Origin of the sequence: Streptomyces sp. NPDC085932, assembly GCF_044540525.1 — a bacterium.
GTDB lineage: Bacteria > Actinomycetota > Actinomycetes > Streptomycetales > Streptomycetaceae > Streptomyces > Streptomyces levis.
In genome coordinates this window covers 366,013-388,626 of record NZ_JBITSJ010000008.1, presented here as the reverse complement: position 1 = coordinate 388,626, position 22,614 = coordinate 366,013, and the positions used below count along the sequence as shown (strand labels likewise).

Here is a 22,614-nt window from a genome sequence, read left to right as displayed (position 1 = left end):
GCCAACTCCCGCGTCCGGCCGGGGACTCGGCTTGGTCCGCACCTATTGACGCTGTGGTCTAGTCCTTTCTAGGGTCTGCGCCAGGGTCGGCACTTCCCCACCCCCCACGACCGGCCCGGCGGCGGTGACGACGGCCCTTGCCCGCCGTCGGGCCTCCCAGGCGCGGACGCGCGTCCCCGCGGGCGCATCGCGGGCGCTACCGGCGCGGCGTCGTCCCGCCGCGCGGGAACAGCTCGTCCTGCGCACGGTCCCGCGCGGTCAGCAGCGCACCACGCAGGACCGCACCGCCGCCCAGGGTGGTGGCCCGCACCTCGGTGGGCAGCGGGGTCATCCGGGCGAGGCGCTCCCGCACCCGCGCGGCGAGCTCCGCGCCACCGGCCCGCCCGACCTCACCACCCAGCACCACGCACCCGGGGTCGAGGATCGCGACGACCGAGGCGACCCCGACGGCCAGCCGGTCGGCGAGAGCGTCCAGAAAGGCGGCGGCGGGCGCGTCGACCGGCACGGACGCACCCTCCCGGGCCGCCGCTTCCCCGGCTGGTGCGAGCGTCGCCTGACGGGCCGCCGCCACCTCGACCGGTGCGGGCATGCCTTCCGAGGCCGCCACCTTCCCGGCTGCCGCTTCCCCGGCTGGTGCAGGTGCGGCGTCTCGGGCCGCCATCTCCCCGACCGGCGCGGGCGTGCCCCCTGGGGCCGCCGCCTCCCCGGCTGCCACCTCGCCGACCGGTGTGGGCGCGACATCCCCGGTCGGCACGGGCGCGGCCACCCGGGCCGTCGCCTCCGCGACCAGTGCGGTGGCTGCCCGCAACACGCCCACGGTCGACGGTTCCTGGCCGGCGGCCGGTCGCACACCGCAGCGGGCCGCGAGTTCCACCACCGCCGCCGCCGAGGCCAGGGAGTGGAAGCCGCCCTCGCAGTCGGTCGCGGTGGGCAGGGCAGCGGTGCCCGGGACGGGCAGGAAGCCGATCTCGCCGGTACCGCCGGAGGCGCCGCGGCGCAGCGCGCCGTCGAGGACCACCGCCGCTCCCGTGCCGTGGCCCAGCCACAGCAGGACGAAGGTGTCGCGATCCCGGGCGGCACCGTCGCGCTGCTCCGCCACGGCCGCGAGGTTGGTCTCGTTCTCCACGCTCACCCGCGCCTCGGGCAGCCGCTCCTGGAGGGCCGCGACCAGCCGGCGGTGCCATTCCGGCAGCCCGGAGGAGTCACGCAGTTCGCCGGTGGCAGGGTCGATCAGCCCGGGCGCTCCGATGCCGACGGTGTGCAGCCGGTCCGCTCCGGCTTCCTTGGCCGCGCGCTCGACCAGCGCGACGGCCTGTTCCACGGCGGGGCCCGTGCCCGTTTCGCCGCCGATCGGCACGGACGCCTCGGCCAGCACCCGCCCCACCAGGTCGGCGACGGCGACGGCCACCCCCTCGGTGCGGACGTCCAGCGCGGCCAGGTGCGCCCGGTCGGCGACGATGCCGTACACCTTGGCGTTGGGTCCGCGCCGCTGCTCCCCCGCCTCGCCGACGACCGCGATCAGGCCGGCGGCGGTGAGACGGTCGACGAGGTCGGCGACGGTCGGCCGGGACAGACCGGTCAGCTGCTTCAACTGCCCTGCCGTCAGCGGGCCCTCCTGCTGGAGCAGACGCAGGGCGAGCCGGTCGTTGATGGCCCGGGCGGTGCTCGGGGATGCGGGCATGCCGGGATCCTTCCAGATCGCCGGGCCCTTTCCGCCGTGGCCCGGCAGGGAGACCCTCTTATTATCAGGCAGGGTTCCTGATAGTTTACGGCGGCACGACGTGGTGCACACGGGAGCGAGCAGGAGGGGGCCGCAGAATGGGCAACGTGGTCGACGAACAGCGCGAGGTGAAGCGGTCGCGGTACGCCGTGGCCGCCGTCTTCGCGGTGCACGGCGCCGTGACCGGCTCGTTCGCCACCCGGGTGCCCTGGATCCAGGACCACGCGGGCGTGAGCGCCGGGCAGTTGGGCATCGCCCTGGCGTTCCCCGCGCTCGGGGCGTCCCTCGCCATGCCGCTCGCCGGCAGTGTCAGCCACCGGTTCGGCGCCCGTAATGCGCTGCGCGGGCTGATCGCCCTGTGGACGCTGTCGCTGGTGCTGCCGGCCCTCGCGCCCAACCTGCTCACGCTCTGCCTGGCCCTGTTCGTGTACGGCGCGACGGCGGGCATGGCGGACGTGGCGATGAACGCGCTGGGCGTGGAGGTCGAGAACCGTCTCGACCGGTCGATCATGTCCGGGCTGCACGGCATGTGGAGCGCGGGCGCCCTGGTCGGCTCGGCGGCCGGCACGCTCGCCGCGCACCTCGGCTCGGACGCCCGGCTGCACCACGTCCTGGCCGCCGCGGTCCTCACCGTCGTCGGCGTGCTGTCCTGCCAGTGGGTGCTCGACCTGCAGCCCGCCGAGGACGAGGAGCCGCCGCCGCGGTTCGCACTGCCGCCCCGGTCGGCGCTGCTCATCGGCGCGATCGGCTTCTGCGCGGTCTTCGCGGAGGGCGCGAGCCTCGACTGGTCGGCGGTGTACCTGCGGGAGCAGTTGGAGACCTCGGCCGGTCTGGCGGCGGCCTGTACGACGGGCTTCACCCTCACCATGGCCGTCGCGCGGATCGCCGGCGACAGGGTGGTGGACCGCTTCGGCGCCGTGCGCACCGTGCGGGCGAGCGGGGTGTTCGCCGTCCTCGGCGGGCTGCTGATCGTCCTCGCGGAGCATCCGGCGATGGCCATGACCGGGTTCGCGCTGATGGGACTGGGCATCGCCGTCGTCGTGCCGCTGTGCTTCGCCGCGGCGGGCCGCAGCGGCTCCAACCCGAGTCTGGCCATCGCCGGCGTCGCCACCATCACCTACACCTCGGGCCTCATCGCGCCGAGCGCGATCGGGATGCTGGCCCAGGCGACCAGCCTGATGGTGTCGTTCTGCCTGGTGACGCTGCTCTCCGGCGGCCTGGTCGCCTTCGCGCGGGTGCTGCGCCCCGGCGACCGGGTGAAGATCAGCCGCCCGGACGCAGCAGTTCCCGACCCGCGGCCCTGAACTCCTCGCTCCAGGGGGCGGGGCGCAAGGTGGCGGCGTCCAGCCGGACCAGCACCCGCGTCCCCCGGGCGTAGGTGGTGCCGCCGTCCGCCGAGCAGAACCGGAAGCCGTACGTCAGCCCGGTCGTGCCGAGCCGCTCCAGCCAGAGGTGGACGGCGTACGGGCCCGGCCGGGTCACCGGAGCCTCGTACGTGATCGTCAGCTCCTTCACCGCGTTGCAGGCGTCGCCCGCCGCCGCCCAGTCGCCCTCGAAGCGGATGCCCCGTTCCTGCCACAGCTCGGCCCAGGCCCGCTCGGCCATGAGCGGGTAGCGGGCGTTGTGCAGCAGGCCCAGCGCGTCCAGGTCGTCGAAGTGGACGGTGACGGGGACCAGCCGGCCGTAGGACAGGGCGGGGCTGGTCAGGGCTTCGGCGGTCACGGGCGGGGCTCCTGGGCGTGCGGATCGGTGGTCACTACAGCGACCGCCATCCTAAGCGTCCGCTCACGTGTACGGAGCATGCCCCGCGAGCCCGGACAATGGTCCGGACTCAGCTGCCCGTACGACGAAAGCGACACCCCCATGGATCTCGGCGTCCGCTGGAAACTGCACGGCGACGGACGCGTTCCGGCGCCCGGTGCGGTGGTCCGGCCCGATGAGCGGCTCTCCTGGCCCCGTACGGCCGGGCTCGGCGCCCAGCACGTGGTGGCCATGTTCGGGGCTTCCTTCGTGGCGCCGGTCCTGATGGGGCTGGACCCGAACCTGGCGATCATGATGTCGGGCGTCGCGACCGTGGTGTTCCTGCTGGCCACCCGCGGCCGGGTGCCCAGCTACCTGGGCTGCTCGCTCTCCTTCGTCGGGGTGGCGGCCGTGATCCGCGCGCAGGGCGGCAGCAGCGCCACCGTCACCGGCGCGGTCCTCGTCGTCGGTGCCGCGCTGTTCCTGGTGGGTCTCGCCGTGCGGCGGTTCGGGGCGCGGATCATCCACGCCGCGATGCCGCCGATCGTGACCGGCGCGGTGGTGATGCTGATCGGCTTCAACCTGGCGCCGGTGACGGCCACCACGTACTGGCCGCAGGACCAGTGGACGGCCCTGCTGGTGATGCTGTTCACCGGTCTGGCCGTGGTCTGTCTGCGTGGATTCTGGTCCCGGATCGCGATCTTCCTGGGGCTGGTCTTCGGGTACGGCATCTCCTGGGTCTTCGACCTGGTCTTCGGGAAGATCCACTCGGCGGACGGCAGCGGCAAGGTCACCGACCACTGGCGGCTGGACCTGTCCGGCGTGGGCCAGGCCGACTGGATCGGGCTGCCGACGCTGCACGGCCCGTCCTTCGAGTGGTCGGCGATCCTGGTCGCCCTGCCGGTCGTCATCGCGCTGGTCGCGGAGAACGCCGGGCACGTGAAGGCGGTCGGCGAGATGACCGGCGACTCGCTGGACGACAAGCTCGGCACGGCGATCGCGGCCGACGGCGTCGGCTCGATGCTGTCCACCGCGGTCGGCGGCCCGCCCAACACCACGTACTCCGAGAACATCGGCGTGATGGCCGCGACCCGCGTCTACTCCACGGCCGCCTACTGGGCAGCGGCCGGCTTCGCCCTGCTCTTCGGCCTGTGCCCGAAGTTCGGCGCGGTCGTCGCGGCGATCCCGGGCGGAGTCCTCGGCGGCATCACCGTCATCCTGTACGGCATGATCGGCCTGCTCGGTGCGCAGATCTGGATCAACGCCGAGGTGGACCTGCGCAATCCGCTGAACCTGGTCCCGGCGGCGGCGGGCATCATCATCGGCGTCGGCAACGTGTCGCTGGAGTTCACCGACACCTTCTCGCTCAGCGGCATCGCGCTCGGCACGGTGGTGGTCATCACCGGCTACCACGCGCTGCGCGCCTTCGCCCCGGCCCACTTGAAGACGCAGACACCGCTGCTGGACGAGGGCACCTCCTCCTACGACGACGCCAAGTCGTAGGCGTAGGAGGCGGTGAAGGTCCCCGGCCTGCCCTTGCAGCCGTCCGACTCCCCCGGCAGCTTGACCCACAGGTAGGCGTCGATCCGGGGCTCACCGGTGCTCAGGGTCGGGGTGCGGCCGAGACTGCGGCCCGCGGGGTCGCACCACTCGCCGTCGGCCGGGGCGCCGTTGCCGTTGCGGCTGGTGTCGATGACGGCGCCGAGGTCCGGCGGGCCGCCGAGCGCGTCCAGGACCCGCCGGTCGTAGGCGATCTCGTCGGCGGTGGTGTGGAAGTTGGAGACGTTGCTGAAGACGCCGTCGGAGGAGTCGGGTGAGGCGGCGCCGGCCTGCCGCAGCCAGGCGGCCTGCTTGCCGGGCGCGTGCCAGCCCGAGTGCCCCGCGTCGAAGTACACGCGGGCCCGGGGGTTGGCGTCCTTCAGAACGCGTCCGGCCCGGGCGAGGGAAGCGAAGCGGTCCGCGCGCGCACCGGCCGCCAGGCACTCGGCCTGGGCGACCGAGTCCGGCTCCAGGACGACGATGACCTCGCCGGAGCCCAGCCCGGCGGCGAACCGGTCGATCCACGCGTCGTAGGCGTCCAGGTCGGGCGCCCCGCCCTGGGAGTGGCCACCGCAGTCCCGGGCGGGGATGGCGTACGGCACGAGGACCGGCACCCGGCCCTGGGCGGCACCGCCCGAGGTGACGGCGGCGACCCGGGCGGTGATGGTGCCGGGCGCGTACTCGGCGAACCAGACCGCGGCCGGCTGCTCGGCGATACGGGACGCGATGACCGCGAGCCGGGGGTCGCCGGAGTGCGTGCGGACCCAGTCGAGCACCTGGGAGTCGGGATGGCGGTAGAGCCGGCCGGTCACCGGGGCGCCGCGCTGGTGCCGCACGGCCCTGCTCCTCGACGGGGACGGCGAGGGCGAGGGGCGCGCGCTCGCGGACGCGGAGGCCGAGGACTCGGTCGCGGACGGGGAGGGCGACGGCACCGCGGGCAGCGGCGCCAGACGTGGGGAGGCGGTCACCCCGGGGGTGCCGGCCCGGTCGGAACCGCGTGGTCCGCCGTCCAGCGCGGAGAGCGTCCCGGCGACCACCCCCGCCACGGCCACGACGGCGGCCGCGGCGACCATCGCGCCGCGCCGGGCGGCGCGCCTGCGCGCGGCCCTGCGGGCGGCCAGGCGCTGCGCACGCGAGCCTGACACGCTGCTGCTCCCCCTCCCCCTGCGGCGGGCGGTGTTCCCCCGTTTCGGGGAAGCGCCGGGCCCGCCGGTACTCCCGCCAGCCTAGAGCTGGGACTCTGCCCGCATGCCGCGATGCGAACAAGTCCCCTCAGCCGTGGACACACCGGTCGACGGGGTCGTCCGCCGTCTGCGCGCCCTCGACGCGGCCCTGCACCCGCGGGACGGGGTCGCGGTCTTCAACCGCGTCTACCTCACCGTGACGGAGACGGTGGACCGGTACGTCGACACCGGTCGGTTCGCGGACCGGCGCGCCGCGATCACGCTGGACGTGCGCTTCGCGGGGCGGTACCTGGACGCCGTCGCGGCGGCGGCGCGGGACGGGCGCGCGCCGGCCTGCTGGCGGCCGCTGTTCCAGTTCCGCCGCCATCCAGGAGTACGCCCGTTGCAGTTCGCGCTGGCGGGCATCAACGCGCACATCGGGCACGATCTTGCGCTGGCCGTCGTGGACACCTGCCGTACGCTCGACTGCGCTCCGGCCGAGCTGGAGGACGAGTTCGACACCGTGGGCGATCTCCTCGTGTCGCTGGAGGAGCGCATCCGCGAAGATCTGATGCCCGGCCCCGACCTCCTGCAGATCGCCGACCCGCTGACCCACCTGCTGGGCGCCTGGAGCCTGGAGCGCGCCCGCGACGCGGCCTGGACGGCGGCCCGCGCCCTGTGGGCCCTGCGCGGACTCCCGGACATCGCCGGGGAGTTCACCGAACGCCTGGACACGGCGGTGGGCCTCGCGGGGCGCATGCTGCTCACGCCCCTGGCCGCACCGCCGCTCCGGGACTAGTCCTCCGGCAGCTCGACCGGCGCGATCTCGTCGTACACGTCGCCCGGGCCCGGGTTCGTCGGGTCGGTGGTGCCGCCGAGGTGGTGCATGACGCCCCAGACCGCGTTGAGGGCGGTCTGGATCGCGCCCTCGGCCCAGCCGGCCGTCCAGGAGATGTCGTCGCCGGCGAGGAAGATGCCGCGCTTGTCCTCGGGCAGCCGGTCCTGCATGAAGTGCGTGAACAGGCGCCGCTGGTAGCGGTAGTGGCCGGGCAGGTTCGCCTTGAACGCGCCCATGAAGTAGGGCTCGTTCTCCCAGGAGACGGTCACCGGGTTGCCGATGATGTGCTTGCGGATGTCGACCTTGGGATAGATCTCGCCCAGCGACTTCAGCATGACCTCCATCCGCTCGTTGGCGGACAGCGGGAGCCACTTCAGGCTGTCGTCGCACCAGGTGTAGGACAGACAGATGACGGCGGGCTTGTCCGGGCCGTCGTCCAGCAGGTAGGTGCCGCGGGTCATGCGGTCGGTGAGCGTCATCGACATGACGTCCCGGCCGGTCTCCTCGTCCTTGTCCAGCCAGAACGGGCGGTCCACCGGCACGAACAGCTTGGAGCTCTCCATGTAGTGGGTGCGCTCGATCGCGGTCCAGTGGTCGATCGGGAAGAGCGAGTCGTCGCACTGGATCTTCGACAGCAGCATCCAGGACTGGGCGGTGAAGATCGCCGCCTGGTAGGTACGGATGTCGCCGCGCGCGTCGGTCACCGTGATGCGGTTGCCGGCCGTGCGGTGCAGCCGGGTCACGGCCGGGCGGGGCTCGCGGCCCTCGTGCAGGCTCGCCAGCGAGGTCCCCAGGGGCCAGTGGACGATCTTCTGCGGCTCGCGCTCCCACAGGCGCAGCGGCAGCTGCTGGGAGCCGCCGACGATGCCGCGGTGGTGGTCGTCGGCCTCGGTGTAGACGACGCGCAGGATCTCGAGGATGGAGTTCGGGAAGTCGGTGTCCCAGCCGCCGGTGCCGAAGCCGACCTGGCCGAAGATCTCCCGGTGCCGGAAGGACTTGAACGCCTCGGAGTCGCACAGGAAGCCGTAGAAGGTCTGGTTGTCGAGCTTCTCGACGAGCCTGGACCAGATCTCGCGGATGCGCGGGACGTCCCGCTCGCGCAGGGCGCGGTTCATGTCGGAGAAGTCGGCGCCCTCCTCCAGGCACCGGCCCCAGGCCTCGGCCACGTCCCGGTACACCTGCGGCAGGTCGTCGATCGTCTCGGCGTAGTGCGACTCGCCCTTGAGGTCGACGACGGTCGACGGGGTCGCCTCCGCGAGGGGGTTGGGGAACGGCCGCGTCTGCAGGCCCACGAGGTCGATGTAGTGCTGCAGGGCCGTGGAGGACGGCGGGAAGCGCATCGCGCCCATCTCGGCGGTCAGGGAGTCGTCACAGCCCTCGAAACCGACCGTGCGCAGCCGCCCGCCGATCTGGTCGGCCTCGTAGACGACCGGCTTGAGGCCCATCTTCATCAGCTCGTACGCGGCGACGATGCCCGACAGGCCGCCGCCGATGACCGCGACCTCCGTGCCGTGCTCGGTCGCGGGTATCTGGCCGAGGCCCGCCGGGTGGGCGAGGAAGTCGTCGTAGGCGTACGGGAAGTCCGGGCCGAACATGGTGATCGGCGGCTGCTGCGCGTCTGCGTGCTCGACGGCGTTGGGCACGGTGGACGTCATGGGGTACGGACTCCTTGCACAGAAACGAACGGGCGGTTCAGGGGGTTTCAGACGAGCGACCCGTACAGGCCGGGGCGCCGGTCCCGCAGATACGGGTTGTTCTCGCGCGACGCGGCGAGGAAGGCCGGGTCGACATCGGCCAGGACGAGGTCCTCGCCCCGCCCGGCCCGGGTCCGGGCGATGCCGTCGGGCCCGGCGAGCGTGGACAGGCCCACGAACTCGAACTCGCCCTCCTGGCCGACCCGGTTGACGTACGCGACGTACATCTGGCTTTCGAAGGCCCGCACCGGGATCATCGACTCGGCGACGAACTGGAACGGGTGCATCTGCGCGGTCGGGACGACCAGCAGGTCCGTGCCGGCCAGGGCGTGGGCGCGGACGTTCTCCGGGAACTCCACGTCGTAGCAGATGAGGATGCCGACGCGCAGGCCGTCGATCTCGGCCTGGACGACCTGCTGCTCACCGGGCGTGAAGTGGTCGCGTTCGAAGCAGCCGAAGAGGTGGGTCTTGCGGTAGTTCGCCAGCCGGGTGCCGTCGGCGGAGATCAGCTGGGCGGAGTTGAACACCGTCTCGCCGTCCCGCTCGGGGTAGCCGTAGGCGATCGCCAGGCCGTGGCTCGTGGCGATCTCGGCGATCGCGTCCGCGCAGTCGCCGTCGGCTGGCTCGGCGAGCCGGGCGATGTCGTCGCCGATCGCGTATCCGGTCAGGAACATCTCCGGCGTGAGCAGCAGCCCGGCGCCCGCGGCGGCGGCCCGGCCCGCGGCCTCGTCGAGGACCTTGAGGTTCTCGACGGTCGAGCCGGGGCGGCCGGAGCTCTGGAGCAGGGCGGTGCGCATGCGTGTTCCTCACCGGGCGGAAGGGGGTCGAAGGGCCCACAGGGTCATTGGAGGGGCCACGTAGACGGTACGGGCGGCTGACCAGGGCGGACAAGCGGGAGCCGTTGCGCGCCGGTGGACGGTTCGTTGCGTGCTTCGGGGGGCCGGCGGCGATTCGTTGCGCGACTTCGGGCCTAGCCCCGCTCCTCCTGGGAGCGGGCCCCGGCCCCCTCTTCCCCGCCGCACGGCGGAGGCAGGGTCCCGTCCGCGGCGCGATGTCCCGTCCGCGCCGGGCCGGGAGAGTGAGGGATGTCCACACGACCTGCGGAAAGGGACCGAAATGAAGCGCCGTACCAAGATCGTCGTGCTCGGCTCCGCGCTGCTGCTCACCGCCGGGGCGGCCTCGGCCGCGACCGCGTCGGAGACACCCCGGCCGCGCGAGGCGGCGGCGTCGGAGGCGGACCGGCCGCGCGAGGCGGCGGCCCTCACCGGCACCGCCAAGCTGCACCGCTCGGCCGGCGACGACATCACCTTCTCCTTCGACGCGCACCTGGCCGCGCAGGACAAGGCCGACCCGATGAAGGCCACCGGCACCTTCGCGTTCAGCCACTACCAGAACGGCAACGGGGCCCGGGCCGAGGTCGCCGTCGACTGCCTGCTGACCGGCGGCAAGGTCGCCGTCGTCTCGGGCATCGTCACCGAGTCCGACCTGCCGGGCGTCGAGGGCAAGCGGGTCGGGGTCACCGTCCACGACCTCGGACGCCACGACCGGCTCGGCTACAGCTGGGCCGCCACGGGCACCCCCGCGGAGATGGACGGGCTGCCCAAGTGCGTGAGCTCCGCCCCCTTCGAGAAGGTCGCGAAGGGGACGGGCGACTTCACGGTCGTGCCCTGGCAGCCCGAGTTCTGACCAGCACCAGGGCCGTCACCAGGTAGGGCACCGCCAGCACCGCGAAGACGGTGCCGTGGGACAGGCCGGCACCGAGCAGCGCGTACCCGCCGAACGCGGCGACCGTGGCCAGCTCGGTGCCCAGGCTCGCCACCGAGGTGAGCGTGGCCCGCCGGGACTCCTCGATGCGGTGCTGCAGGCGGACGTCGGCCAGTACCTCCGCCAGCTGGAACGCCGCGAAGGCCAGGCCGACGAGGGCGACGCCGGCCGGTGAGCGGGAGGCGGCGCCGACGGCCAGGGCGAGCGCTCCGCCGGCGAGCAGGGCCGCGAACCCGGCGGTGCCGAGACGCTCGGCCGGTCCGGCCAGGAGGCTGCCGACGGTGACGCCCGCCCAGATCAGCATGATCAGGTAGGGCACGGTCGCCTCCGCGACGCCGGTGTCCCGGACGAGCAGCGGCGTGTACTCGTCGAGCGCGCCCCACACCGCGGCGACGGCCGGGACCAGCAGCAGGGCGCCGCGCACCGCACGGTCCCGGCGGACCTGGACGAGTCCGGTGCGCAGGGTCGCCGCCCAGCTCTCGCCCGTGGTCCCCGGGCGCTTCCGGTGCTCGGGGAACCGGGTCGCGGTGAGGGCGGTCAGTACACAGGCCAGGACGCTGGCGGCGCCGACGGCCGCGTACCCGCCCTGGGCGAACACGGGCCCCGCGAGGCCGAGGGAGGCCACGGTGCCCGTCAGCCGCGCGGCCCGGGCCCGGCCCATGACCCGCGCGTACCCTCCGGCGGCGCCGAGGTGGTCCAGCTCGTCGTGGACGAGGGCCTCCAGCGCCCCCGAGCCGAGCGCGCCGCCGGCGCCCCACAGGACGAAACCGGCCGCGAAGGCCCCGTACGACGGGACGGCCACCCACAGCGCGAAGCCGGCGGCGGTGAGCAGCGGGCCGATCCACAGCAGCCTGCGGCGCGAGACGGCGTCGGCCCAGGCACCGGAGGGCACTTCGAGCGCCACCGCGGTGATCGACCAGAGGGCGAACAGGGAGGAGATCTGCCAGAGCGACAGGCCGGTGTCGGCGAACAGCAGCGCGTACACCGGGTAGAGCAGGACGAAGTCGTCGAGGAACGCGTAGCCGTACAGCGTGGTCGTCAGCCGCCGGACGCCGGTGGCGGGCACGCGTGCGGGTGAGAGTGTCATGGGGCCTTCCCGTCAGGACCGATCGGACGCCGGAGGTACGGCGGCCGGGGTGGTCCTCGGGAGGCACGGCGGGGGGATCAATGTCGCCAGGTCATGGCACCGATGCTAGGGCCTGTCGTGCGGATCGGCCCGTGCTTTACGTGGGTGACCCCGACGAGAAGCGCCGCAGCAGCGGCGACAGGACGAGCACGGACTTGGTCCGCTCGACGAACGGCTCCCCGGCGATGCGCTCCAGGACCCGTTCGAAGTGCCGCATGTCGGAGGCGAAGACCTGGGCGATCGCGTCCGCGTCCCCGGTGACGGTGGAGGCGGCCACGACCTCCTGGTAGCGCTCCAGGCCGCGCTGGATGGTCTCCGGGGAGGTGTTGCCGCGGCAGTAGATCTCGACGAACCCCTCGGTCTCCCAGCCGAGGGCGCCCGGGTCCACACGGACGGTGAAGCCGGTGATGGCTCCGGTGGCCCGCAGCCGGTCCACGCGCCGTTTCACGGCGGGCGCGGACAGGCCGACGAGTTGGCCGATGTCGGCGTAGGAGCGGCGGGCGTCCTCGGCGAGGGCGTGCACGATGCGTTCGTCGAGATCGTTCAGCACTGTGGGTCGTTCACTTCTCGGATGGTGCCAGTCGGGAACGGCGGTAGCCGTACACGAAGTAGAACACGAGCCCGGCGGCCATCCAGACACCGAAGACCACCCAGGTGACGGTCGACAGGCTGCCCATCATCCACACGCAGAAGGCGAAGCCCAGCGCGGGCAGGACCGGCGAGAGCGGCACGCGGAAGGTGCGCGGCAGGTCCGGCTTGGTCCGGCGCAGCACCACGACGGCCACATTGACCAGCGCGAAGGCGAACAGGGTGCCGATGCTGGTGGCGTCGGCGAGCTGCCCGAGCGGGATCGCGGCGGCCAGCACACCGCAGAACAGGGAGACGATCAGAGTGTTGGCGCGGGGCGTGCCGGTCTTCGGGTGGACCCGCGCGAACACCTTGGGCACCAGGCCGTCGCGGGACATGGCGAACAGGATGCGGGTCTGGCCGTAGAGCACGGTCAGCACGACGCTCGCGATGGCGATGACGGCGCAGAAGGCCAGCAGCGTGCCCCAGAAGGTCTGCCCGGTGACCTCGCGCATGATCTGGGCGAGGGCGGCCTCGGAGTCGGTGAAGTTCCGCCAGGGCTTGGCGCCGACGGCGACGGCGGCGACGAGGACGTACAGCGCGGTGACGATGACGAGCGACAGCATGATCGCGCGGGGCAGGTCGCGCTGGGCGTTCCTGGCCTCCTCGCCGGCGGTGGAGGCGGCGTCGAAGCCGATGTAGGAGAAGAACAGCGTGGCACCGGCGGCGCTGACCCCGGCCATGCCGAGCGGCATGAAGTTCTCGTAGTTGCCGGAGCGGAAGCCCTGGACGCCGATGGCGCAGAACAGCACCAGCGCGCCGATCTTCACGACGACCATGATCGTGTTGGCGCGGGCGGACTCACGGGCGCCGCCCAGCAGGAACGCCATCGCGAGCAGGACGACGATCAGCGCGGGCAGGTTGAACACGCCGCCGTCGCCGGGCGGTGCGGACAGGGCGGCCGGGATGGTGACGCCTATGGTCCCGTCGAGCAGTTCGTTGAGGTACTCGCCCCAGCCGACCGCGACGGCGGCGACGGACACGCCGTACTCCAGGACCAGGCACCAGCCGCAGATCCAGGCGATCAGCTCGCCCATCGTTGCGTACGCATACGAGTAGGAGGAGCCGGAGACCGGGATGGTGCCGGCCAGTTCGGCGTAGGACAGGGCCGAGAACAGGGCGGTGAGACCGGCGATGACGAAGGAGAGCGTGACGGCCGGGCCCGCCTTCGGGACGGCTTCGCCGAGGACCACGAAGATGCCGGTGCCGAGGGTGGCGCCGATGCTGATCATGGTGAGCTGCCACAGCCCGAGGGTGCGCCGCAGCGACCCTCCCTCGCCCTGGCCACCCTCCGCGACCAGGCGTTCCACGGGCTTGCGGCGCATGAGGCGCGCGCCGGTTCCCGGGGACGAGGGGGCGGCCGGCCGGCCTGGGTTCTGCGGGGGTGCGCCTTGGTCGAGCACGCGCTGGCTCCTTCATCGCTGCCGGTCAGGGCGGCGGGGACCGCGGGCACCCTTGAGCAGGGACCCGTCGAGCGGAGTCCCCGCCACGCCACGTACGAGGCGACAGCCTATGAGGAGGGGCGTTGCTGTCGAAATGCAGCAACCTTGCGCATCCACGCAAGATCATTGCGTACCTGGGGGCTGACCGGAGGTTCGTTGCATCGCCGCTTTCGACCGTTGCGCGGGGGCACGCGAACGGCCCCCGCCTCTCCCTGCCGGGCAGGTCGAACGGGGGCCGTACGGACGGCAGTTGGGGCCGGTCAGCTCCAGCTGGCGTGCAGCGGCTTGCCCTCGGCGTAGCCGGCGGCGCTCTGGATGCCGACGATGGCCTTCTCGGCGAACTCCTCCAGGGAGCCGGCGCCGGCGTACGTGCAGGAGGAGCGGACGCCCGCGATGATCGAGTCGATCAGGTCCTCGACGCCGGGGCGGGCCGGGTCGAGGAACATGCGGGAGGTGGAGATGCCCTCCTCGAACAGCGCCTTGCGGGCCCGGTCGTAGGCCGACTCCTCGGAGGTGCGGTTGCGCACGGCTCGGGCGGACGCCATGCCGAAGGACTCCTTGTAGGCGCGGCCCTGGGCGTCGTGCTGGAGGTCGCCCGGGGATTCGTAGGTGCCCGCGAACCAGGAGCCGATCATGACGTTGGACGCGCCCGCGGCGAGCGCCATGGCCACGTCGCGGGGGTGGCGGACACCGCCGTCGGCCCACACGTGCTTGCCGTACTTCCTCGCCTCGGCGGCGCACTCCAGCACGGCGGAGAACTGCGGCCGGCCGACGCCGGTCATCATGCGCGTGGTGCACATGGCGCCCGGGCCGACACCGACCTTGACGATGTCCGCGCCCGCCTCGATGAGGTCGCGCACGCCCGCGGCGGCCACGACGTTGCCCGCGACGACGGGCACCTGCGGGTCGAGGTCGCGCACCAGCTTCAGGGCGCTGATCATCGACTCCTGGTGGCCGTGCGCGGTGTCGATGACGAGTGCGTCGACGCCCGCGTCCAGCAGCTGCTCGGCCTTGCCCGCGACGTCGCCGTTGATGCCGACGGCGGCGGCGATGCGCAGCCGGCCCCGCGCGTCGGTGGCCGGGGTGTACAGCGTGGCCCGCAGGGCGCCCTTGCGGGTGAGGATGCCGGCGAGCGTGCCGTCCTCGTGGACCGCGGGGGCGTAGCGGCGGTTGGCGTGGTCGAGGGTGCCGAAGGCCTCGCCCGGGTCCATGTCCGCGTCGATGAGCAGCAGGTCGCGGGACATGACCTCGGAGAGCTGCGTGAAGCGGTCGACGCCGGACAGGTCGGAGTCGGTGACCACGCCGACCGGCTTGTGGTCCTCGTCGACGACGACAGCGGCGTTGTGCGCCCGCTTGGGCAGCAGCGAGAGGGCGTCGGCGACGGTCTGGTGCGGGGACAGGATGATCGGGGTGTCCAGCACGAGGTGGCGGCTCTTCACCCAGGAGACGACGTCGGTGACGACGTCGATCGGGATGTCCTGCGGTATCACCACCAGGCCGCCGCGGCGGGCCACCGTCTCGGCCATGCGGCGCCCGGCGATGGCGGTCATGTTGGCGACGACGAGCGGGATGGTGGTGCCCGTGCCGTCCGGGGAGCTGAGGTCGACGGCCTGCCGGGAGCCCACCGAGGAGCGGCTCGGCACCATGAAGACGTCGTCGTACGTCAGGTCGTACCCGGGCTGGATGTCATTGAGGAAACGCACGTGCTGCACATCCCAGTCGATCAGAGGTGACCCCCCGACCGGCCGGCCAGGGGGAAAAGAGCACGTACTTCATTCTCCCATGCCGGACGTGCGAACAACCCCCGACAGATCGTCCAGGCTGGTCAGGGGGCCGTTCGGAGGTTTCTCCAAGTGCGCCTTCAGGAGCCCAGGGTCACGAAGAGCCCCGGGCCCCGGTCCGTCGCCTCGGCGAAGATCTCCTCGGCGACCTGCCACTCCTCGGGCCGTGCCTCGGCGTAGCCCCGCCAGCCCGTGACGACGACCAGCAGGCCCCGCTCCCCCGCGCCCTCGGGCCAGAGCGCGGGGTCGGACAGGCAGTCGGCGAGGGCGTCCCAGTTGCGGCCGAACCACTCGGGCAGGGACAGGTCACGGGCGCAGCGGTCCATGAGGCCCGCCTTGTCCGTGACCCCGTCGAGGTCCAGGACGAGGACGATCCGCCCGGCCGGGTCGTGCGGTACCGCGTGCGCCTGGTCCGTCACCCGTCAGACCCCGTCCGGGTCGGCCCGGTTGAGCGCGGGCTTGGGGGCCGGGCCCGCCGTCATGAGGTAGTCGGCCGCCGACGTGTCCGTCACCAGGCTGGTGACGAGCCCGGAGCGCAGCACCGCGTCGATCGCGGGTCCCTTGCGCTGCCCGCCCGCGATCGCGACGACCTCGGGGATGCGCCGCAGCTGGTCGGCCTTGACGGTGATGCACCGCTCGCCCAGGTCCCGCCCGACGCGACGGCCCTCGGCGTCGAAGAGGTGCGCGGACATCTCGGCGGCGACCCCGAGGGAGGCGTAGTGCGCCCGCTCCTCGTCGCTGAGCATGTCGTGCACCGTGGAGATGCCCGGCTCCCAGGACCCGATGGAGACACAGGCGACGGTGACCTTGTCGAAGTGCTCGAAGGCCCGGGCGATGCCCGTCTGGTTGCGCAGCGCCGCGGCCGTGGCCGCGTCGGGCAGCAGCATGGGCGCGTAGATGGGGTGGGCGTCCCCGCCGGCCACCTGGGCGGCGCGGCGCACGGCCTCGACCGAGCCGCGTTCGGCGGTCCCGGCGTCGTACACCCCGGTCAGCTGCACCACCGTGCACGGCGGCAGCCGGTCGAGCGCCGCCGCCATGTGGATGGTGGAGCGGCCCCAGGCCAGGCCCAGCACATCACCTTCGTCGACCAGCTCGCCGAGCAGGTCGGCGGCCACCTCTCCCAGGTTCTCGGGGTCGGGCGTCTCCTCGGCCTCGGCCGGGGATTCGACCACGACGGCGTGCCTGAGGCCGTAGCGGGCGCGCAGCGCGTCCGAGCGCTCGGCGTCCAGCTCCGCAGGCACACGGATCTCGATTCGTACGAGGTCCCGTTCGAGGGCGGTCTCCAGGACCCGGGCCACCTTGAAGCGGCTGACGCCGAACTCCTCCGCGATCTGGATCTTGGACTTGCCCTCGAGGTAGAAGCGGCGGGCCATGGCCGCCGCCTGCACCAGCTCAGCGGGTCCCATCCGCATGGCTGACCGGCCCGCCGACATACCCGACACGGCGATCTCCTCACTGCTGTTCACACTCTGGATTCGCCGTTCATCCTTGCAGATCCGGCGCGGATGATCAGCCCTGATGAGAGCCGTTCACTTTGCTGTGGCTCAGTGGTCGCAGGCCCAGGAGGCCTTCGCCGTCGTCGCCTCGGCCTGGCTGCGCAGTGCACGTACCGCCTCTGCCGGGTCGTTTGCCCCGTAGACCGCCGATCCGGCCACGAAGACGTCCGCTCCGGCGTCGGCGCAGCGCTCGATGGTGGACGCGGAAACTCCGCCGTCGACCTGGAGCCAGAGCTCAAGTCCGTGCTTGCTGATCAACTCGCGGGTACGGCGAATCTTCGGAAGCATGATGTCGAGGAAGGCCTGTCCCCCGAAGCCCGGTTCGACCGTCATGATCAGCAGCATGTCGAGCTCGGGGAGCAGGTCCTCGTACGGCTCGATGGGGGTCGCGGGCTTCAGCGCCATGGAGGCGCGGGCGCCCTTGGCCCGGATCTCCCGCGCGAGCCGGACCGGGGCGGCGGCGGCCTCCACGTGGAAGGTGACGGAACCGGCCCCCGCCTCCACGTACTGGGGCGCCCAGCGATCGGGGGCCTCGATCATCAGATGGCAGTCCAGCGGGGTGTCCGTCGCACGGGCGAGCGACTCTACGACCGGCACACCGAGCGTGAGGTTCGGGACGAAATGGTTGTCCATGACGTCGACGTGGAGCCAGTCGGCTCCCTCCACGGCCTTCGCCTCGTCCGCGAGGCGGGCGAAGTCGGCGGACAGGATGCTGGGATTGATCTGCACGGCCATGTCCTAAGACTGCCATGCCCCGCGGGGGTTGCGGGCATCGGTCCCAGGTGGTCTGTTGGGTGCGGGCCGGCCGAGGCCCGCCGCACGGTTCCCCGCGCGCCTCGCCGGGCCCTTCCGCGGAGGGGACGGCCATGAGACAGGGCGTTGCGCATCTCGTCTGCGGGCGGCGGGCCAAGTGGCTCGTGGTGGCGCTGTGGCTGGTGGTCCTGTTCGTGGCCGCGCCGTTCGCCATGAAGCTCACCGACGCGCAGGACAACGACGCGGCGTCGTGGCTGCCGGGGTCCGCGGAGTCGACGCAGGTGCTGGAGGCGTCGGAGGACTTCCGGCCGGAGCAGATCCCGGCGATCGTGATCTACGCGCGCGACGGCGGGCTGACCGCGCAGGACCGGGCCGAGATCGCCGAGGACGTCCGGCAGCTGAAGCAGCTGCGGGACCACGGCATCATGGGCGAGCGGACCCGGGGCCCGGTCTTCGACCGGCAGGCCGATCCGCGTGCGGCGCAGGTCTTCGTGCCGATCACGATGGACGAGAAGGGCTGGGAGCGGATCGCCCCGGCCGTCGACTCCATCCGGGACGATGTCGGCGAGGGCGGCGGTGGACTGGCCGTGCACATCACGGGCCCGGGCGGCACCTCCGCGGACTTCGCCGAGGCCTTCGAAGGCATCGACTCGACGCTGCTGTTCTCGGCGATGGCGGTGGTCATCGTCATGCTGCTGATCACCTATCGCAGCCTGACCCTGCTGCTGGTGCCCCTGATCGCGGTGGTGTGCGCGCTGTTCGCCTCGCAGGCGCTGATCTACCTGCTGGCCGAGCACGCGGGCCTGACCGTCAACGGACAGAGCGCCGGCATCCTCACGGTGCTCGTCTTCGGCGCGGGCACGGACTACGCGCTGCTGCTGGTCGCCCGCTACCGGGAGGAGCTGCGCCGGCACGAGGACCGGCACGAGGCGATGGCCCTGGCCCTGCACCGCGCCGGCCCCGCCGTGCTCGCCTCCGGCGCGACGGTCGTGCTGAGCATGCTGGTGCTGCTGGCCGCCGAGATGAACTCGACCAGGGGCCTCGGCCCGGTCGCCGCGATCGGCGTCGCCGTCGCCCTGCTCGCGATGATGAGCCTGTTCCCGGCGCTGCTCGTGGTCGTCGGCCGGTGGATCTTCTGGCCGGTGATCCCGCACCACGGCGACTCCGACCCGACCGAGCACGGCATCTGGGCGCGCACCGGGCGCCGGATCGCGCGCCGCCCCCGGATGATCTGGGCCGGGACGGCCCTGGCCCTGGCGGTGTGCTCGCTGGGCCTGATCCAGCTGCGCGCGGAAGGCATCGGCAACGCGGACGCCTTCACCGGGAAACCGGACTCGATCACCGGGCAGGAGGTCTCGGCACGCTACTTCCCGGCGGGCAGCGGTGATCCCCTGGTGATCATCAGCAACCAGGCGCAGGCCGTGCAGGTGGGCCGCGCGGTCGCAGCGACGCCGGGGGTGGTCCCCCAGTCCCTCGGCCTGCCGCCCGGCACGAGACCGTCCTTCGAGGGCAGGGTCCTGTTCGAGGCCACGATGACCGCCCCGGCCGACAGCGAGGCCGCCAAGCAGACGGTGGAGCGGGTCCGCGACGCCGTGCACGCGGTGCCGGACGCCGATGCCCAGGTGGGCGGCGGTACGGCGGCCCTGCTCGACATGGACCGGGCGACCACGCACGACAACGTGCTGATCATCCCGCTGGTGCTGCTCGTCGTCCTGCTGATCCTCGGCGTCCTGCTGCGGGCGCTGATCGCCCCGCTGCTGCTGATCGGGACGGTGATCCTGTCGTTCGCGGCGGCGCTCGGCATCAGCGCGCTCGCGTTCCGGTACGTCTTCGACTACGCGGGCGAGGCGACCGACTTCCCGCTGTTCGTGTTCGTCTTCCTGGTGGCCCTCGGCATCGACTACAACATCTTCCTGACCACCCGCATCCGCGAGGAGGCGGCCCGTCAGGGCACCAGGACCGGCGTGGTCACCGGTCTGGCCGCCACCGGAGCGGTCATCACCTCCGCCGGACTGGTCCTGGCCGGCACCTTCGCCGCCCTCGGCACCCTCCCGATGGTCGGCTTCGCCGAGATCGGCTTCGCGGTCGCGCTCGGCGTCCTCATCGACACCTTCATCGTGCGGTCGGTCCTGGTGACGTCCCTGTTCATGGACGTGGGCCCGAAGGTGTGGTGGCCGCACCGGCTGGCCCGGGAGGACGGCGGTGCGGCGGCCCGGGAAAGCGTCGGGGCGGGAGTCAGCCGGTCCGGCGAATGAGCGCCAGGTACATCGCGTCGGTCCCGTGCAGATGCGGCCACAGCTGCACGTCGGGCCCGTCACCCAGGTCGGGCACGCCGGGCAGCAGGGGCCGGGCGTCGATCAGCTCGGTCTCCGGGTGCTGCTTGAGGACGTCGGCGACGACGGCCCGGGTCTCGGCGAGGTGCGGCGAGCAGGTCGCGTAGCCCACGACACCGCCGACCCGCACGGACTCCAGCGCCGTGCGCAGCAGACCGCGCTGCAGCGGCGCGAAGCCCTCCAGGTCCTCGGGGCGGCGCCGCCAGCGTGCCTCCGGGCGGCGGCGCAGGGCGCCGAGGCCGGTGCACGGCACGTCGACCAGCACCCGGTCGAAGCTGCCGGGCCGCCACGCGGGCCGGGTCCCGTCGGCGGCGATGACCTGGTAGGGCCCCGGGTTGCCGTCCAGCGCCCTGGCCACGAGCCCGGCACGGTGGGTCTGCTTCTCGGAGGCGACGAGCAGGGCACCGCGCTCGGCGGCCAGGGCACCGAGCAGCGCGGCCTTGCCACCGGGGCCGGCACACCCGTCCAGCCACCGCCGGTCGGCACCTTCCACCGGGGCGTTGGCCAGCGCGACCGCCACCAGCTGGCTGCCCTCGTCCTGCACACCGGCGCGCCCGTCCCGCACGGCCGGTACGGCGCCCGGCTCACCGCCCTCGCTCAGCCGCACCGCGTACGGTGACCAGCGCCCGGGCACGGCGGCGTCCTCGGCCATCAGTTCCTCGGCGGTGGCCCGGCCAGGCCGCGCCACGAGCGTCACCTCGGGCCGCTCGTTGTCGGCCCGCAGCAGTTCCTCGATGCCGGTGCGCCCGCCGCCCAGGGAGTCCCACAGCGCGGAGACGACCCACCGGGGATGCGAGTGCACGACGGCGAGATGGTCCTCGGGATCCTCGTCGTACGGCGGCGCGACCCGCTCCAGCCAGCCGTCCAGGTCGTCCCGGGCGACCTTGCGCAGCACGGCGTTGACGAACTTGGCCCGGCCGTCGCCCAGCACGACCCGGGCGAGCTCGACCGTGGCAGACACGGCCGCGTGGGTCGGGATGCGCGTGCCCAGCAGCTGGTGCGCGCCGAGGCTGAGCACGTCCAGCACCGGCGGGTCGACCTCGCCGAGCGGCCGGTCGACGCAGGTCGCGATGATCGCGTCGTACGTGCCCTGCCGCCGCAGCGTCCCGTACACCAGCTCGGTGGCGAGCGCCGCGTCCCGGGCGTCGAAGTCACCCTTGTCCCGTGCCTTGCGCAGCAGCGGCGGCAGGACGAGGTTGGCGTAGGCGTCCCGCTCGTCCACGGCCCTCAGCGCCTCGAAGGCGAGGATGCGGACGGGGTCCTTCTGAGGCCGGCGGTAGGGCTTGCCGGACGGGCGGGGCCGACGGGGCTGGTCGCTCACGAAAAAGGTGCTCCGGGTGTGAGAGGAAGTGCGCGCTCCAGCCTACGCCGCGACGGGGTGCGGGCCGGGGTGAGGTGCACGGGGATCGAAACGGGCGGGACGACAGGAGACAGGACGCGCCGGGCGAGCGGCGACGGCCACCCGCCGGGCGGTCCCGCCGGTCAGCTCCCGAGCCGCTCCCCCTCGGTGATGCGCACGCCGCGCGCCCAGTCCGCCGCCCGCATCGGCTTCTTGCCCTGCGCCTGCACCCACAGCAGCTCGACCCCGTAGGAGCCCGTGCCGACGTACACGTTGTTCTTCCCGGCCGCGATCTGCCCCGGGGCGAGGTCCGTCCGCTCGGGCACGGGGACGGCCTGGATGAGCTTGAGCCGCTCACCGCGGAACGTGGTCCAGGCGCCGGGCGCCGGCGTGCAGCCCCGCACCACCCGGTCCACGCGCAGCGCGGGCGCGTTCCAGTCGAGGTGGGCGTCCTCGACGTTGACCTTGGGGGCCAGGCTGACCCCGTCGGCCGGCTGCGGTACGGCCTTCAGCGTGCCGTCCTCGATGCCGTCCATGGTCGCCGCGAGCAGCCCGGCACCCGCGAAGGCGAGCCGGGTGAGCAGGTCCCCGCTGGTGTCGGTGGCCCGGATCTCCTCGGTCACCGTGCCGTACACCGGCCCCGAGTCGAGCCCTTCCTCGATCAGGAAGGTGGAGGCGCCGGTGATCTCGTCCCCGGCCATGATGGCGTGCTGCACGGGCGCCGCACCCCGCCAGGCCGGCAGCAGCGAGAAGTGCAGATTGACCCAGCCGTGCGCGGGGATGTCGAGGGCGACCCGGGGCAGCAGCGCCCCGTAGGCGACGACGGGGCAGCAGTCGGGGCCGATCTCGCGCAGCTGCTCAAGGAACTCGGGGTCCTTCGGCTTCACCGGCTTCAGCACCTCGATCCCGGCCTCCTCCGCCCGCTCGGCGACGGGCGACGCGACGAGCCTGCGCCCGCGCCCGGCCGGCGCGTCGGGCCGGGTGACGACGGCGGCCACCTCGTGCCGCCCGGAGGCGAGCAGAGCGTCCAGAGCGGGAACGGCGACCTCGGGGGTACCGGCGAAGACGAGCTTCATGGGGTGGTGGCGGCCTCTCGGTGGGGGCGATCATCGGCAACGCCCAAGTCTATGAGGCGGGAACGGATCGCCGCCGACGGCGGCCCACCCCCACAGGGAGCCGCGTCGGCGCACGGACAGCCACGGGCGGTGCGCGGCCGGGAGACGCCCGCTCACGGCCGAAGCCGAGGCGCACGCCCCGCG

The 22,614-nt window shown here is 73.0% G+C and carries 19 protein-coding genes; 5 read left to right on the top strand and 14 right to left on the bottom strand.

Translation table 11 applies throughout. The annotated features are described in order from the left end of the window. Window positions 1-196: 196 nt before the first annotated feature. Window positions 197-1,681, bottom strand: a complete 1,485-nt coding sequence (locus tag ACIGAQ_RS34495) for an ROK family transcriptional regulator (protein WP_399789985.1) — start codon at window positions 1,679-1,681, stop codon at window positions 197-199. A 137-nt stretch (window positions 1,682-1,818) separates the two neighbouring features. Between ACIGAQ_RS34495 and ACIGAQ_RS34490 the strand changes: the two genes are divergently transcribed. Then, window positions 1,819-3,024, top strand: coding sequence for an MFS transporter (locus ACIGAQ_RS34490; protein WP_399789982.1), 1,206 nt, complete (start codon window positions 1,819-1,821; stop codon window positions 3,022-3,024). On the opposite strand, the gene ACIGAQ_RS34485 is transcribed toward ACIGAQ_RS34490, so the two are convergent. Then, window positions 2,984-3,442, bottom strand: coding sequence for a thioesterase family protein (locus ACIGAQ_RS34485; RefSeq protein ID WP_311687808.1), 459 nt, complete (start codon window positions 3,440-3,442; stop codon window positions 2,984-2,986). The genes ACIGAQ_RS34490 and ACIGAQ_RS34485 overlap by 41 nt on opposite strands. A 141-nt stretch (window positions 3,443-3,583) precedes the next feature. Here ACIGAQ_RS34485 and ACIGAQ_RS34480 point away from each other — a divergent pair, with 141 nt between their 5' ends. After that, on the top strand, window positions 3,584-4,963 hold the full coding sequence (locus ACIGAQ_RS34480) for a solute carrier family 23 protein (protein ID WP_311687807.1): 1,380 nt from the start codon (window positions 3,584-3,586) through the stop codon (window positions 4,961-4,963). Here ACIGAQ_RS34480 and ACIGAQ_RS34475 read toward each other — a convergent pair. Further along, a complete protein-coding gene (locus ACIGAQ_RS34475) occupies window positions 4,942-6,072 on the bottom strand; it encodes a glycoside hydrolase family 6 protein (RefSeq protein ID WP_399790145.1) in 1,131 nt (376 codons plus the stop codon). The genes ACIGAQ_RS34480 and ACIGAQ_RS34475 overlap by 22 nt on opposite strands. A gap of 175 nt (window positions 6,073-6,247) precedes the next feature. Here ACIGAQ_RS34475 and ACIGAQ_RS34470 point away from each other — a divergent pair, with 175 nt between their 5' ends. Beyond that, window positions 6,248-6,961: a DUF5995 family protein gene (locus tag ACIGAQ_RS34470; protein WP_399789978.1), complete on the top strand. Its 714-nt coding sequence runs from the start codon at window positions 6,248-6,250 to the stop codon at window positions 6,959-6,961. Here ACIGAQ_RS34470 and ACIGAQ_RS34465 read toward each other — a convergent pair. Both ACIGAQ_RS34465 and ACIGAQ_RS34460 read right to left on the bottom strand, forming a co-directional pair. Next, entirely contained in the window at window positions 6,958-8,655 is a 1,698-nt protein-coding gene (locus ACIGAQ_RS34465; protein ID WP_399789975.1) for a flavin monoamine oxidase family protein, read from the bottom strand. The genes ACIGAQ_RS34470 and ACIGAQ_RS34465 overlap by 4 nt on opposite strands. Before the next feature lie 47 nt (window positions 8,656-8,702). Further along, window positions 8,703-9,491 carry a carbon-nitrogen hydrolase family protein gene (locus tag ACIGAQ_RS34460; RefSeq protein WP_362284010.1) on the bottom strand — a complete coding sequence of 263 codons (789 nt, stop codon included), beginning with the start codon at window positions 9,489-9,491 and terminating at the stop codon, window positions 8,703-8,705. 319 nt (window positions 9,492-9,810) lie between these two features. Here ACIGAQ_RS34460 and ACIGAQ_RS34455 point away from each other — a divergent pair, with 319 nt between their 5' ends. Continuing rightward, on the top strand, window positions 9,811-10,380 hold the full coding sequence (locus ACIGAQ_RS34455) for a Repetin (protein ID WP_311687803.1): 570 nt from the start codon (window positions 9,811-9,813) through the stop codon (window positions 10,378-10,380). Here ACIGAQ_RS34455 and ACIGAQ_RS34450 read toward each other — a convergent pair. The 7 genes from ACIGAQ_RS34450 to rpe all read right to left on the bottom strand — a co-directional run bounded on the left by ACIGAQ_RS34450 (window position 10,349) and on the right by rpe (window position 17,665). Then, the gene (locus ACIGAQ_RS34450; RefSeq protein ID WP_399789970.1) at window positions 10,349-11,545 is read right to left on the bottom strand and encodes an MFS transporter; all 1,197 of its coding nucleotides are present in this window, start codon (window positions 11,543-11,545) and stop codon (window positions 10,349-10,351) included. The two genes, ACIGAQ_RS34455 and ACIGAQ_RS34450, sit on opposite strands and share 32 nt — an antisense overlap. 136 nt (window positions 11,546-11,681) lie before the next feature. Further along, window positions 11,682-12,134, bottom strand: a complete 453-nt coding sequence (locus ACIGAQ_RS34445; RefSeq protein WP_053668336.1) for an Lrp/AsnC family transcriptional regulator — start codon at window positions 12,132-12,134, stop codon at window positions 11,682-11,684. A 10-nt stretch (window positions 12,135-12,144) separates the two neighbouring features. Further along, window positions 12,145-13,614, bottom strand: coding sequence for an amino acid permease (locus ACIGAQ_RS34440; RefSeq protein WP_311687801.1), 1,470 nt, complete (start codon window positions 13,612-13,614; stop codon window positions 12,145-12,147). 299 nt (window positions 13,615-13,913) lie between these two features. Then, a complete protein-coding gene (locus ACIGAQ_RS34435) occupies window positions 13,914-15,356 on the bottom strand; it encodes a GuaB1 family IMP dehydrogenase-related protein (RefSeq protein ID WP_399789966.1) in 1,443 nt (480 codons plus the stop codon). A gap of 158 nt (window positions 15,357-15,514) precedes the next feature. Further along, complete coding sequence (locus ACIGAQ_RS34430) at window positions 15,515-15,853, bottom strand: barstar family protein (RefSeq protein ID WP_399789963.1); 339 nt, start codon at window positions 15,851-15,853, stop codon at window positions 15,515-15,517. Window positions 15,854-15,856: 3 nt separating this feature from the next. Beyond that, a complete protein-coding gene (locus tag ACIGAQ_RS34425; protein WP_311687798.1) occupies window positions 15,857-16,900 on the bottom strand; it encodes a sugar-binding domain-containing protein in 1,044 nt (347 codons plus the stop codon). A 78-nt stretch (window positions 16,901-16,978) separates the two neighbouring features. Then, window positions 16,979-17,665 (bottom strand): ribulose-phosphate 3-epimerase, encoded by a 687-nt coding sequence (gene rpe / locus ACIGAQ_RS34420; RefSeq protein WP_311687797.1) that lies wholly within the window; start codon window positions 17,663-17,665, stop codon window positions 16,979-16,981. A gap of 131 nt (window positions 17,666-17,796) precedes the next feature. Here rpe and ACIGAQ_RS34415 point away from each other — a divergent pair, with 131 nt between their 5' ends. Then, window positions 17,797-19,938: an MMPL family transporter gene (locus ACIGAQ_RS34415; RefSeq protein ID WP_399789959.1), complete on the top strand. Its 2,142-nt coding sequence runs from the start codon at window positions 17,797-17,799 to the stop codon at window positions 19,936-19,938. Here ACIGAQ_RS34415 and ACIGAQ_RS34410 read toward each other — a convergent pair. Then, window positions 19,919-21,337 carry a transcription antitermination factor NusB gene (locus ACIGAQ_RS34410; RefSeq protein WP_311687795.1) on the bottom strand — a complete coding sequence of 473 codons (1,419 nt, stop codon included), beginning with the start codon at window positions 21,335-21,337 and terminating at the stop codon, window positions 19,919-19,921. The two genes, ACIGAQ_RS34415 and ACIGAQ_RS34410, sit on opposite strands and share 20 nt — an antisense overlap. A 161-nt stretch (window positions 21,338-21,498) precedes the next feature. After that, entirely contained in the window at window positions 21,499-22,431 is a 933-nt protein-coding gene (gene fmt, locus ACIGAQ_RS34405) for a methionyl-tRNA formyltransferase (RefSeq protein ID WP_399789956.1), read from the bottom strand. Window positions 22,432-22,614: the final 183 nt, after the last annotated feature.